Source organism: Shigella sonnei (assembly GCF_002950395.1).
Classification (GTDB): domain Bacteria; phylum Pseudomonadota; class Gammaproteobacteria; order Enterobacterales; family Enterobacteriaceae; genus ECMA0423.
The window spans coordinates 2519350-2533294 of sequence record NZ_CP026802.1; the positions used below are offsets into that span (position 1 = coordinate 2519350).

Sequence of the window (13945 nt, forward strand, 5' to 3'; positions counted from 1 at the left end):
CGCCCCCTTTGGTTATTACCCTACCGCTGGCGTCGGGTCATCGCCTTTGTAGTCGCGTTTGACTTCCGTCACCTCATCGCCCTTCTCGTTGTGCAGATGCACTTCAAGCTGGTTAAAGGCAATGTTGATGTCGTTTTCACGGCACAGCTGATCGATAGTACGGTTCAGCTCATCGACAGTACGACTACGGTCACGCAGTTCACGCACATACAGACGCAGCTCATGATCCAACGTGCTGGCACCAAACGCCGTAAAGAAGACTTCCGGCATTGGTTCGTGCATCACCCTTGGGTGCTCAGTCGCCGCCTTCAGTAACACTTTACGCACTTTTTCCAGATCGGAGCCATAGGCCACGCCGAGACGGATCACCAGACGCGTAGTAGTGTCAGTCAACGACCAGTTGATCAGACGCTCGGTAACAAACGCTTTGTTCGGGATGATCACTTCTTTGCGATCGAAATCGGTAATCGTTGTCGCACGAATACGGATCTTACTTACCGTCCCCGAGAAGCTACCAATGGTTACCGTATCGCCAATACGCACCGGACGTTCGAACAGAATGATCAAACCGGAGACGAAGTTACCGAAAATTTCTTGTAAACCAAAACCAAGACCTACGGATAATGCTGCGGCCAGCCACTGGAGTTTATCCCAAGAGACGCCCAGCGATCCGAACACCGTCATCGCACCAACGGCAATAATGATGTAGTTAAGGATGGTAGTAATGGCATACGACGCGCCCTGACGCATATTCAGTCGCGAGAGCACCAGCACTTCCAGTAAACCAGGCAGGTTGCGAATCAACGCCCAGGCCACCATTGAGGCGATAATCGCAAACAACAGACTGCCCATGGTGACGTTTTTCACCACCGCAGCGCCAGCTTCAGTGCCGTTGTAATGCCAGAGCGTGATGCTGTCGAGATAGCTGAACACGGTGATCAAATCGGACCAAATTGCCCAGAACATGACACCGAACAGCGCAAACATCAGCAACATGGTAATACGCAGCGTCTGCTGGTTAACCTGTTCCAGTGCAATGGTGGGTTCTTCCGGCGGTTCGGCACCTTCTGCGCCCTCTTTCACCAGATTCTGCCGACGCGCCAGCGCACGACGCCAGGCGATACGCCGCGCCGCTACGCTTAAGCCGCGCAATACCGTCTGGTAGAGCAAGTTCCAGATGATCACCAGATAAACGGTTTCAATCCAACGCCCGGAGAGGCGCAGCGTGGTGTAGAAATAACCCGTGGCAGTCAGCACCATCAATGCAATCGGGATAATCGACAGCACGGTAATGGTGACCAGTCGCATGGTGTGCGACTCTTTATCACGCCAGCTTTCGCGGCACATTGGCCATACCAGGAAGGCAATCAGCAGCAGGTTGAAGAAAATCATCGCCTGCCCCAGCACATCATCCATCAGATGCAGCGGGGAAAGTTCTGCCACCACAGACCAGAAATGGATAGGCAGCAACGCGAGACTGATGCGGACAATTTGCCGACGCCAGTGGCTGGTCTGCTGCTCCGGCATGCCGAAGTGACGCACGGCAACGCCATTTTTCTCCAGTACCTTCCAGCACAGGCCAAACACCAGCCAGAAAATCGCCAGTTTTTTACTGAACGACCATAGCAGTTCGCTGATGTTGAGCTGCATGGTCAACAGAATCAGGCCAACCGCGAGAATAATCAGGCACACCGGCAGCGCGCGGATCAGGTCGATAAGGATCGCTTTTGGTGTGTTGAGCTGGCTATCGTTACGCAGGGAACCCACAGCGGAAGCCAGTTTCTGTTGATACGCTTTCAGCCAGCCCAGACGCCAGTGGATCAGCCCGGCAATCAACAGCAGCGGCAAACCGGCGAGGAAAGCGATAAAAACGGCAGGCCAGGCTTTTTCCCAGTTCACCGTGATTTTCATCGACTTAAATTCATCTTTCAGGCTTTGCGGGAACGCTTTGATCCAGTCCCAGTCCATTGGACGGTTACTGTTCACCCAAAAGATTTGCTGAGTCAGGATGGATTTCAGGTTTTTCGATACGCTCATTAACTGCTGCTGGTTGATTTGCAGGTTAATGGCCATCATCAGCTGGTTACCCAACTGTTTGTTGAGTTGATCCAGCAATTCGCGACGCATATCAACCACTTGCAATAACGCATCGTGAACTTCGCTGTTGACTTCGTTGGTGTGACCTTCTTCCAGTTTGTTGACGAACGCATCGCTCTGGAAGAGTGCATCACGCTGCTGGTTAACTTCAAACTGTTCGAGACGCAAATCCGCGATGCGGTTGGTCATGTTTTCCAGTTCATCCGCCGAGGGCAGCGTTTGTTGTTGCTGGTAAAGGATACGAGACAACAGCAGGCTGCCCTTCAGGACGGCAATCTGCTCTTTAATATTGCGTTCCGATTGCAGCGCCCGCTCCAGCCAGTTTTTGACTTTAATGTTTTGCTGCATCAACTGATTACCGTTTTCAGTCGCGGTAATCAGACGCTGACTTAACTGCTGGTTAATTTCCAGTTCCTGTTTCACCAGCGGATTAGCCTGAATACGCGCGGCTTCATCCGGGGAGACGGCTTCCTGCGCCGTTTTTTCAGTTAAAGTCAGGCGCTTGCTGTTTACCGCTTCTTGCAACAGCTGCAACTGGTGCTCCAGACGGGCGCTGTTCGCCGTCACGTAATCACGTTGCTTTTGCAAGGTATCCTGCAAGACGGTGTTCCCTTCCAGGCTTTTACGCTGCTGGTCAATCTCCGCATTCAGCAACGCCTGCTGAGCCTGCATTAACACTTTCTGGCTGGGACGTAAGGCAGTCTCGCCGACATCAGTCCCATCCAGACGACTGCGAATTTGTTGCAGCTGCTGCGAAGCGTTATACATCGCATTTTGCACGCGTTCGGGCTGCGTCTGTAACGAAACCAGCTGGCTGTTATAAGACGCCAGATCGTTTTGTGCGTTTTGCAAATCGTCCAGCGCCTGGGCAACGCGAGTTTCCAGCTGGCGCAACGAAAGCGTACTCAGAATTTTGCGCGTTTCTTCGTCGTTATCGACATCGCTAAGTGCTGTTAACGCCGCGGTCGCCTGGCGCATTTTTTCCGGCGCTTCAGCGACTTTTTGCCGTAGCTGAACTGTCTCTTCTTTTATGCGATCGATTTTATCGAGGGTGGCTAATGTATCTGTCAGATCCTGCTGCACCAGTTTGTCCTGAGCAGAAAGATCTTTTTGTTTATTTAGTGAGTCAAGTTGCGCCTGCAGGTCCGCTTTTGTCGGCAGATCACCATTCGATGACGCCCGCGCAAACGCCGTGTTCTGGCATAACAAGACAAAAACAAAAGCAATAAATGCTGAAAAAACAAAATGCCGTGATCGTTTGTAATACTGGAACATAGTCATGATGAATGAAGGTTTCTGAACCTGAAGAACGACCTGAAAAAGTCAAACCGCAAGAATATCACGACGCAGTGAACCAGAATAGCAACGACGAAAATGTCCAGGAAAAATCCTGGAGTCAGATTCAGGGTTATTCGTTAGTGGCAGGATTACGAAGCGTGGGGCACAGGAGATACATCTCCAGTAAGATGGCGACGTAATCGCGGGCTTCTTTTTTAAGATCAAAAGATTGCGGGGCAAAGAGCCAGTTTTCCATCAGGCCGGAAATATAGCCGCGCATAATAATTGCTGCCCGACGCGTCATTAAATCCGCAGGCAACATTTTCGCTTCAATACAATGTTTTAACGTTTGTTCTATACGGTCATAACTTTCCAGACAGAGATTACGTTGTGCCTGTTGCACAACAGCCATTTCTCCGACAAATTCGCATTTGTGGAATATAATCTCCATCAATAATCGACGTCGTTCTTCTGTCACCGTGGATTCAAGAACATGAATTAATATCTCTCTTAATACTGAGAGTGGATCGCCAGGGAATTTTGCCTGATACTCAAGCTCTAGTTCACCAATATTGGATTCTGACAGTTCCCAGATCTCACTGAACAAATCCGACTTGTCTTTAAAATGCCAGTAGATTGCACCGCGCGTAACGCCAGCTGCTTTTGCAATCTCGCCCAGCGAGGTGGATGATACCCCCTGCTGTGAGAAAAGACGTAGAGCCACATCGAGGATGTGTTGGCGCGTTTCTTGCGCTTCTTGTTTGGTTTTTCGTGCCATATGTTCGTGAATTTACAGGCGTTAGATTTACATACATTTGTGAATGTATGTACCATAGCACGACGATAATATAAACGCAGCAATGGGTTTATTAACTTTTGACCATTGACCAATTTGAAATCGGACACTCGAGGTTTACATATGAACAAAAACAGAGGGTTTACGCCTCTGGCGGTCGTTCTGATGCTCTCAGGCAGCTTAGCCCTAACAGGATGTGACGACAAACAGGCCCAACAAGGTGGCCAGCAGATGCCCGCCGTTGGCGTAGTAACAGTCAAAACTGAACCTCTGCAGATCACAACCGAGCTTCCGGGTCGCACCAGTGCCTACCGGATCGCAGAAGTTCGTCCTCAAGTTAGCGGGATTATCCTGAAGCGTAATTTCAAAGAAGGTAGCGACATCGAAGCTGGTGTCTCTCTCTATCAGATTGATCCTGCGACCTATCAGGCGACATACGACAGTGCGAAAGGTGATCTGGCGAAAGCCCAGGCTGCAGCCAATATCGCGCAATTGACGGTGAATCGTTATCAGAAACTGCTCGGTACTCAGTACATCAGTAAGCAAGAGTACGATCAGGCTCTGGCTGATGCGCAACAGGCGAATGCTGCGGTAACTGCGGCGAAAGCTGCCGTTGAAACTGCGCGGATCAATCTGGCTTACACCAAAGTCACCTCTCCGATTAGCGGTCGCATTGGTAAGTCGAACGTGACGGAAGGCGCATTGGTACAGAACGGTCAGGCGACTGCGCTGGCAACCGTGCAGCAACTTGATCCGATCTACCTTGATGTGACCCAGTCCAGCAACGACTTCCTGCGCCTGAAACAGGAACTGGCGAATGGCACGCTGAAACAAGAGAACGGCAAAGCCAAAGTGTCGCTGATCACCAGTGACGGCATTAAGTTCCCGCAGGACGGTACGCTGGAATTCTCTGACGTTACCGTTGATCAGACCACTGGGTCTATCACCCTACGCGCTATCTTCCCGAACCCGGATCACACTCTGCTGCCGGGTATGTTCGTGCGCGCACGTCTGGAAGAAGGGCTTAATCCAAACGCTATTTTAGTCCCGCAACAGGGCGTAACCCGTACGCCGCGTGGTGATGCCACCGTACTGGTAGTTGGCGCGGATGACAAAGTGGAAACCCGTCCGATCGTTGCAAGCCAGGCTATTGGCGATAAGTGGCTGGTGACAGAAGGTCTGAAAGCAGGCGATCGCGTAGTAATAAGTGGGCTGCAGAAAGTGCGTCCTGGTGTCCAGGTAAAAGCACAAGAAGTTACCGCTGATAATAACCAGCAAGCCGCAAGCGGTGCTCAGCCTGAACAGTCCAAGTCTTAACTTAAACAGGAGCCGTTAAGACATGCCTAATTTCTTTATCGATCGCCCGATTTTTGCGTGGGTGATCGCCATTATCATCATGTTGGCAGGGGGGCTGGCGATCCTCAAACTGCCGGTGGCGCAATATCCTACGATTGCACCGCCGGCAGTAACGATCTCCGCCTCCTACCCCGGCGCTGATGCGAAAACAGTGCAGGACACGGTGACACAGGTTATCGAACAGAATATGAACGGTATCGATAACCTGATGTACATGTCCTCTAACAGTGACTCCACGGGTACCGTGCAGATCACCCTGACCTTTGAGTCTGGTACTGATGCGGATATCGCGCAGGTTCAGGTGCAGAACAAACTGCAGCTGGCGATGCCGTTGCTGCCGCAAGAAGTTCAGCAGCAAGGGGTGAGCGTTGAGAAATCATCCAGCAGCTTCCTGATGGTTGTCGGCGTTATCAACACCGATGGCACCATGACGCAGGAGGATATCTCTGACTACGTAGCGGCGAATATGAAAGATGCCATCAGCCGTACGTCGGGCGTGGGTGATGTTCAGTTGTTCGGTTCACAGTACGCGATGCGTATCTGGATGAACCCGAATGAGCTGAACAAATTCCAGCTAACGCCGGTTGATGTCATTACCGCCATCAAAGCGCAGAACGCCCAGGTTGCGGCGGGTCAGCTCGGTGGTACGCCGCCGGTGAAAGGCCAACAGCTTAACGCCTCTATTATTGCTCAGACGCGTCTGACCTCTACTGAAGAGTTCGGCAAAATCCTGCTGAAAGTGAATCAGGATGGTTCCCGCGTACTGCTGCGTGATGTGGCGAAGATTGAGCTGGGTGGTGAGAACTACGACATCATCGCAGAGTTTAACGGCCAACCGGCTTCCGGTCTGGGGATCAAGCTGGCGACCGGTGCAAACGCGCTGGATACCGCTGCGGCAATCCGTGCTGAACTGGCGAAGATGGAACCGTTCTTCCCGTCGGGTCTGAAAATTGTTTACCCGTACGACACCACGCCGTTCGTGAAAATCTCTATTCACGAAGTGGTTAAAACGCTGGTCGAAGCGATCATCCTCGTGTTCCTGGTTATGTATCTGTTCCTGCAGAACTTCCGCGCGACGTTGATTCCGACCATTGCCGTACCGGTGGTATTGCTCGGGACCTTTGCCGTCCTTGCCGCCTTTGGCTTCTCGATAAACACGCTAACAATGTTCGGGATGGTGCTCGCCATCGGCTTGTTGGTGGATGACGCTATCGTTGTGGTAGAAAACGTGGAGCGTGTTATGGCGGAAGAAGGTTTGCCGCCAAAAGAAGCTACCCGTAAGTCGATGGGGCAGATTCAGGGCGCTCTGGTCGGTATCGCGATGGTACTGTCGGCGGTATTCGTACCGATGGCCTTCTTTGGCGGTTCTACTGGTGCTATCTATCGTCAGTTCTCTATTACCATTGTTTCAGCAATGGCGCTGTCGGTACTGGTAGCGTTGATCCTGACTCCGGCTCTTTGTGCCACCATGCTGAAACCGATTGCCAAAGGCGATCACGGGGAAGGTAAAAAAGGCTTCTTCGGCTGGTTTAACCGCATGTTCGAGAAGAGCACGCACCACTACACCGACAGCGTAGGCGGTATTCTGCGCAGTACGGGGCGTTACCTGGTGCTGTATCTGATCATCGTGGTCGGCATGGCCTATCTGTTCGTGCGTCTGCCAAGCTCCTTCTTGCCAGATGAGGACCAGGGCGTATTTATGACCATGGTTCAGCTGCCAGCAGGTGCAACGCAGGAACGTACGCAGAAAGTGCTCAATGAGGTAACGCATTACTATCTGACCAAAGAAAAGAACAACGTTGAGTCGGTGTTCGCCGTTAACGGCTTCGGCTTTGCGGGACGTGGTCAGAATACCGGTATTGCGTTCGTTTCCTTGAAGGACTGGGCCGATCGTCCGGGCGAAGAAAACAAAGTTGAAGCGATTACCATGCGTGCAACACGCGCTTTCTCGCAAATCAAAGATGCGATGGTTTTCGCCTTTAACCTGCCCGCAATCGTGGAACTGGGTACTGCAACCGGCTTTGACTTTGAGCTGATTGACCAGGCTGGCCTTGGTCACGAAAAACTGACTCAGGCGCGTAACCAGCTGCTTGCAGAAGCAGCGAAGCACCCTGATATGCTGACCAGCGTACGTCCAAACGGTCTGGAAGATACCCCGCAGTTTAAGATTGATATCGACCAGGAAAAAGCGCAGGCGCTGGGTGTTTCTATCAACGACATTAACACCTCTCTGGGCGCTGCATGGGGCGGTAGCTATGTGAACGACTTTATCGACCGCGGTCGTGTGAAGAAAGTTTACGTCATGTCAGAAGCGAAATACCGTATGCTGCCGGATGATATCGGCGACTGGTATGTTCGTGCTGCTGATGGTCAGATGGTGCCATTCTCGGCGTTCTCCTCTTCTCGTTGGGAGTACGGTTCGCCGCGTCTGGAACGTTACAACGGCCTGCCATCCATGGAAATCTTAGGCCAGGCGGCACCGGGTAAAAGTACCGGTGAAGCAATGGAGCTGATGGAACAACTGGCGAGCAAACTGCCTACCGGTGTTGGCTATGACTGGACGGGGATGTCCTATCAGGAACGTCTCTCCGGCAACCAGGCACCTTCACTGTACGCGATTTCGTTGATTGTCGTATTCCTGTGTCTGGCGGCGCTGTACGAGAGCTGGTCGATTCCGTTCTCCGTTATGCTGGTCGTTCCGCTGGGGGTTATCGGTGCGTTGCTGGCTGCCACCTTCCGTGGCCTGACCAATGACGTTTACTTCCAGGTAGGCCTGCTCACAACCATTGGGTTGTCGGCGAAGAACGCGATACTTATCGTCGAATTCGCCAAAGACTTGATGGATAAAGAAGGTAAAGGTCTGATTGAAGCGACGCTTGATGCAGTGCGGATGCGTTTACGTCCGATCCTGATGACCTCGCTGGCGTTTATCCTCGGCGTTATGCCGCTGGTTATCAGTACTGGTGCTGGTTCCGGCGCGCAGAACGCAGTAGGTACCGGTGTAATGGGCGGGATGGTGACCGCAACGGTACTGGCAATCTTCTTCGTTCCGGTATTCTTTGTGGTGGTTCGCCGCCGCTTTAGCCGCAAGAATGAAGATATCGAGCACAGCCATACTGTCGATCATCATTGATACAACGTGTAATCACTAAGGCCGCGCAAGCGGCCTTTTTTATGCATAACCTACGAACATTAAGGAGTAATTGAACCACCAACTCAGGATCTCATACGAAAACCAGTATTAACCACGGATAAAATTCATAAAAAATACTGATTGTTAGTTAATTTATATTAAGTAGCGCTAATAGATTTAATAATCCATAATCATTTAGAGGCTATTCTTAATTATTTGCGGTAATTCTTTATTCATTCCTCGGTTATTACGTCATATTCAGAGCAATCCTGGTATTAGTGTCACCAATTTCATCTGGCGATAATCCTGAAATGTTATGAACAGTTCGAGCAGACTGCTTTTACCTGCTGCGGGTTAGTGCTAGTATGAAAAAGTGAGTCCTGTCCCGATTCCTTCCTAATTGTAATTTTTCGTAATAATGCGATGAAAACCTGCAAAGAGTGGCTTATAGTTAAGCTAACAAACGAGAGGGCAAGTCCAGGTCAGTAAGTTTTTTCCATCCCGAAAGGTGTCCGTTAGTTCAACCGCTAAGAAGGGGACGCGTTATGGATGAATACTCACCCAAAAGACATGATATCGCACAGCTTAAGTTTCTCTGTGAAACCCTGTATCATGACTGCCTTGCAAACCTTGAAGAAAGCAATCATGGCTGGGTTAACGACCCAACCTCGGCGATCAACCTCCAGTTGAATGAACTGATTGAGCATATTGCGACCTTCGCACTTAATTACAAAATTAAGTATAATGAAGACAATAAGCTCATTGAGCAGATCGACGAATATCTGGATGACACCTTTATGTTGTTCAGTAGTTATGGTATTAATATGCAGGATCTTCAGAAATGGCGGAAGTCAGGTAATCGACTATTCCGTTGTTTTGTCAATGCGACGAAAGAGAATCCTGCGAGTTTATCTTGTTAGAATTATTACAACCATGGGTAGAAGTATGTCCGAAAAACCTTTAACGAAAACCGATTATTTAATGCGTTTACGTCGTTGCCAGACAATTGACACGCTGGAGCGTGTTATCGAGAAAAATAAATACGAATTATCAGATAATGAACTGGCGGTATTTTACTCAGCCGCAGATCACCGCCTCGCCGAATTGACCATGAATAAACTATACGACAAGATCCCTTCCTCAGTATGGAAATTTATTCGCTAATAAATAATTCGCTTTCGGAGCTATAACCGGCTGTTTATTAAGAATTTTATACTTTTCACCATGAAGACATACCCTATGTGATCTTTATCACACAGATGTAATGGGAACGTTCTCTTCACTGACTTTTCGTCTTACTGTGTTGCCGCATTTTCAGCAACCGGAGGTCAGTAATGAGCACAGAAAAAGAAAAGATGATTGCTGGTGAGTTGTATCGCTCGGCAGATGAGACGTTATCTCGCGATCGCCTGCGCGCTCGTCAGCTTATTCACCGATACAATCATTCCCTGGCGGAAGAGCACACATTACGCCAGCAAATTCTCGCTGATCTATTCGGTCAGGTGACAGAGGCTTATATTGAGCCAACGTTTCGCTGTGACTATGGCTATAACATTTTTCTCGGTAATAATTTTTTCGCCAACTTCGATTGCGTGATGCTTGATGTCTGCCCTATTCGCATCGGTGATAACTGTATGTTGGCACCAGGCGTTCATATCTACACGGCAACACATCCCATCGACCCTGTAGCACGTAATAGCGGTGCTGAACTGGGGAAACCCGTCACCATCGGTAATAACGTCTGGATTGGCGGACGCGCGGTCATTAACCCTGGTGTGACCATTGGTGATAACGTCGTGGTAGCCTCAGGTGCAGTTGTCACAAAAGATGTCCCGGACAACGTTGTCGTGGGCGGTAATCCAGCCAGAATAATTAAAAAATTGTAATCGGTTTTTCGCAACTGTTATGCAAAATTGTGGTAAATCTGTTACTTCCCCTCTACTATTCCCACGTTAAAATAGGGTGTTCCCTGGAAAGTTGCAGATACCACGAAGGCAAACGATGACCGAAATACAACGCCTGCTGACCGAAACGATTGAGTCTCTGAATACCCGCGAAAAACGCGACAACAAACCCCGCTTTAGTATCAGTTTTATCCGTAAACATCCGGGGCTGTTTATCGGTATGTACGTTGCTTTTTTTGCCACCCTGGCGGTGATGTTGCAGTCCGAAACGCTGTCAGGCTCTGTCTGGCTACTGGTTGTATTATTTATCCTGCTTAATGGTTTCTTCTTTTTCGATGTCTACCCACGCTACCGCTATGAAGATATCGACGTGCTGGATTTCCGCGTTTGCTATAACGGCGAATGGTACAACACGCGCTTTGTACCTGCCGCGCTGGTTGAAGCCATCTTGAACTCTCCGCGTGTCGCGGATGTTCATAAGGAACAACTGCAAAAAATGATCGTCCGTAAAGGTGAACTGTCTTTTTACGATATTTTTACCCTCGCTCGCGCCGAATCAACATCTTAAGTTAGGGTTACATACCAGGCGTAAAGCTCTGCGCTTGGTCAAATGACAATGATCGTTTCCACCCATCACTTCATGAAATACCAGCTCTACCTCCTTATCTCCTGCCAGCCTTTTTCCACAATCAGATATACTTTCCCTACACTGTGTTAATAAGGATATGCTGGTGAGAACACGACATCTGGTCGGCCTTATTTCGGGAGTACTGATTCTTTCAGTATTGCTGCCTGTCGGCTTAAGCATCTGGCTGGCCCATCAGCAGGTAGAAACATCGTTTATTGAAGAGCTGGATACCTATTCCTCCCGCGTCGCTATTCGGGCCAATAAGGTGGCGACACAAGGGAAAGATGCGCTGCAAGAGCTGGAAAGATGGCAAGGCGCTGCCTGTAGCGAAGCCCATCTCATGGAAATGCGTCGGGTATCTTACAGTTATCGCTATATTCAGGAAGTGGTTTATATCGATAACAACGTTCCCCAGTGTTCGTCTCTGGAGCATGAAAGTCCGCCCGATACCTTCCCCGAGCCAGGTAAAATTTCGAAAGATGGTTATCGTGTCTGGTTAACATCGCATAACGATTTAGGCATTATCCGTTACATGGTCGCCATGGGAACGGCACATTATGTCGTCATGATCGACCCCGCTTCCTTTATTGATGTCATTCCCTATAGCTCATGGCAAATTGATGCCGCCATTATTGGCAATGCCCATAACGTTGTCATAACCAGCAGCGATGAAATTGCTCAGGGAATTATTACCAGGCTACAAAAAACACCCGGTGAGCATATCGAAAATAATGGAATCATTTACGATATCCTGCCCTTCCCGGAGATGAATATTTCGATCATCACCTGGGCTTCAACGAAAATGTTGCAGAAAGGCTGGCATCGGCAAGTCTTTATTTGGTTACCGCTCGGGTTGGTGATTGGCCTGCTGGCAGCGATGTTTGTGCTGCGTATTTTGCGCCGTATCCAGTCACCGCATCATCGGCTGCAGGATGCTATCGAAAATCGTGATATTTGCGTGCACTATCAGCCGATTGTCTCCTTAGCCAATGGCAAAATTGTCGGTGCTGAGGCACTGGCGCGCTGGCCGCAGACAGACGGTAGTTGGTTGTCACCAGATAGTTTTATTCCGCTGGCACAGCAAACGGGCCTTTCTGAGCCATTGACGCTACTGATTATAAGAAGCGCCTTTGAAGATATGGGCGACTGGCTGCGTCAGCATCCACAGCAGCATATTTCGATCAATCTTGAATCCACCGTGCTCACCTCGGAAAAAATCCCGCAATTGCTGCGTGAAATGATCAATCAATCAGGTTAATCCCAGACAGATCGCGCTTGAACTCACTGAACGCGAGTTTGCCGATCCGAAAACCAGCGCCCCGATAATTTCTCGCTACCGGGAGGCGGGCCATGAAATTTATCTTGATGATTTTGGTACGGGATATTCAAGTTTAAGTTATTTACAGGATCTGGATGTCGACATTCTGAAGATCGATAAATCTTTCGTTGATGCGCTGGAATATAAAAATGTCACGCCGCATATCATCGAAATGGCAAAAACACTGAAACTGAAAATGGTAGCGGAGGGAATCGAAACCAGTAAACAAGAAGAGTGGCTACGCCAGCATGGCGTGCACTACGGTCAGGGCTGGCTCTACAGCAAGGCATTACCGAAAGAAGATTTCTTACGCTGGGCCGAGCAACATTTGTGAATTTTTGGGCTGACGGCACGCCGCACAGCCCGTCACGCTACCTATTCGTCGATGATTGACTCGAATCCGCCATAGATCATTCGCTTGCCGTCAAACGGCATGGACTCGCCGAACTCTTTCATCCGTGGGTCCGACATCATCTTTTGATTAGCAGCGTCGCGGACCTCTTTTGAAGGGTATTCAATCCAGCTAAAGACAACCTCTTCATTCTCTTCCGCTTTCACCGCCATACGAAAATCGGTCACTTTGCCATCCGGTACATCGCTGGCCCAGCATTCGACAATACGAAGCGCGCCAAACTCTTTAAACAATGGCGCAGCCTTAGCGGCCATTTCCCGATAGGCATCCTTTTTATCGGCAGGAACGGCAACCACAAAACCATCAACATACTTCATCAGACATACCTCCGAAGCGTACTGCGCAGCCAGACAATTCTTGCGACGTCAGTTGTGGTTAAAGTTTAGCTATGTTGGGATTTTTTGACGAAACGGTGGGAGGCAGAAATGGGTGGGGGCCCTGCCAGCTACATCCCGGCACACGCGTCATCTGCCTTGGCTGCTTCCTTCCGGACCTGACCTGGTAAACAGAGTAGCGTTGCGGGAGAACCAACAGAGCCCCCATTGAGAGCGTTGAGAACCAACGCGCAGGCGCATTATCACTGCTGCCCCGGCTAATTGCAACCCATCGCGTGCCAGATGCTGGTTTCTTGCGCAATGCGACTTCACTCGGGCGTTTTTCCAGATTATGCTGAAAAATTACCTCAGGAAGAAAAGATGGAAAAAGAAGATTCATTTCCCCAACGCGTCTGGCAAATCGTCGCCGCTATTCCCGAAGGCTATGTCACCACTTACGGTGATGTGGCGAAACTGGCGGGATCGCCCCGCGCCGCGCGCCAGGTGGGCGGTGTGTTAAAGCGTCTCCCTGAAGGCAGCACCTTACCCTGGCACCGGGTGGTTAATCGCCACGGCACAATTTCGCTAACCGGACCGGATTTACAGCGTCAGCGACAGGCATTACTGGCAGAAGGTGTGATGGTATCGGGAAGCGGGCAAATCGACTTGCAGCGTTATCGCTGGAACTACTAACCCTCTCCGGGCGGAG

Annotated in this window: 10 protein-coding genes, 1 other RNA gene and 1 pseudogene; 8 read left to right on the forward strand and 4 right to left on the reverse strand. The window is 50.0% G+C overall.

Annotated elements, in window-relative coordinates:
* Positions 1–15: 15 nt before the first annotated feature.
* Positions 16–3378 carry a mechanosensitive channel MscK gene (gene mscK, locus C1P89_RS13345; RefSeq protein WP_000177726.1) on the reverse strand — a complete coding sequence of 1121 codons (3363 nt, stop codon included), beginning with the start codon at positions 3376–3378 and terminating at the stop codon, positions 16–18.
* 127 nt (positions 3379–3505) lie between these two features.
* Complete coding sequence (gene acrR, locus C1P89_RS13350; RefSeq protein WP_000101737.1) at positions 3506–4153, reverse strand: multidrug efflux transporter transcriptional repressor AcrR; 648 nt, start codon at positions 4151–4153, stop codon at positions 3506–3508.
* Between the two features lie 141 nt (positions 4154–4294).
* Between acrR and acrA the strand changes: the two genes are divergently transcribed.
* From acrA to pdeB, 7 genes and pseudogenes are all read left to right on the forward strand, one after another.
* A complete protein-coding gene (gene acrA / locus C1P89_RS13355; protein ID WP_011310152.1) occupies positions 4295–5488 on the forward strand; it encodes a multidrug efflux RND transporter periplasmic adaptor subunit AcrA in 1194 nt (397 codons plus the stop codon).
* A 22-nt stretch (positions 5489–5510) separates the two neighbouring features.
* Positions 5511–8660, forward strand: coding sequence for an efflux RND transporter permease AcrB (gene acrB, locus C1P89_RS13360; protein WP_001132464.1), 3150 nt, complete (start codon positions 5511–5513; stop codon positions 8658–8660).
* 545 nt (positions 8661–9205) lie between these two features.
* Positions 9206–9580: an Hha toxicity modulator TomB gene (tomB, locus tag C1P89_RS13365; RefSeq protein WP_000344800.1), complete on the forward strand. Its 375-nt coding sequence runs from the start codon at positions 9206–9208 to the stop codon at positions 9578–9580.
* A 25-nt stretch (positions 9581–9605) separates the two neighbouring features.
* Positions 9606–9824 carry a hemolysin expression-modulating protein Hha gene (gene hha / locus C1P89_RS13370; RefSeq protein WP_001291435.1) on the forward strand — a complete coding sequence of 73 codons (219 nt, stop codon included), beginning with the start codon at positions 9606–9608 and terminating at the stop codon, positions 9822–9824.
* Between the two features lie 170 nt (positions 9825–9994).
* On the forward strand, positions 9995–10546 hold the full coding sequence (gene maa, locus C1P89_RS13375) for a maltose O-acetyltransferase (RefSeq protein WP_000102564.1): 552 nt from the start codon (positions 9995–9997) through the stop codon (positions 10544–10546).
* 115 nt (positions 10547–10661) lie between these two features.
* Positions 10662–11132 (forward strand): YlaC family protein, encoded by a 471-nt coding sequence (locus tag C1P89_RS13380; protein WP_000136192.1) that lies wholly within the window; start codon positions 10662–10664, stop codon positions 11130–11132.
* A 163-nt stretch (positions 11133–11295) separates the two neighbouring features.
* Positions 11296–12844: pseudogene (gene pdeB / locus C1P89_RS13385) on the forward strand (cyclic-guanylate-specific phosphodiesterase PdeB).
* 41 nt (positions 12845–12885) lie between these two features.
* On the opposite strand, the gene C1P89_RS13390 reads toward pdeB, so the two are convergent.
* The gene (locus tag C1P89_RS13390; RefSeq protein WP_000878140.1) at positions 12886–13239 is read right to left on the reverse strand and encodes a DUF1428 domain-containing protein; all 354 of its coding nucleotides are present in this window, start codon (positions 13237–13239) and stop codon (positions 12886–12888) included.
* Positions 13240–13358: 119 nt separating this feature from the next.
* Positions 13359–13455, reverse strand: an RNA gene (gene ffs, locus C1P89_RS13395) — signal recognition particle sRNA small type.
* Between the two features lie 162 nt (positions 13456–13617).
* Between ffs and C1P89_RS13400 the strand changes: the two genes are divergently transcribed.
* The gene (locus tag C1P89_RS13400) at positions 13618–13929 is read left to right on the forward strand and encodes an MGMT family protein (RefSeq protein ID WP_000409911.1); all 312 of its coding nucleotides are present in this window, start codon (positions 13618–13620) and stop codon (positions 13927–13929) included.
* Positions 13930–13945 lie beyond the last annotated feature (16 nt).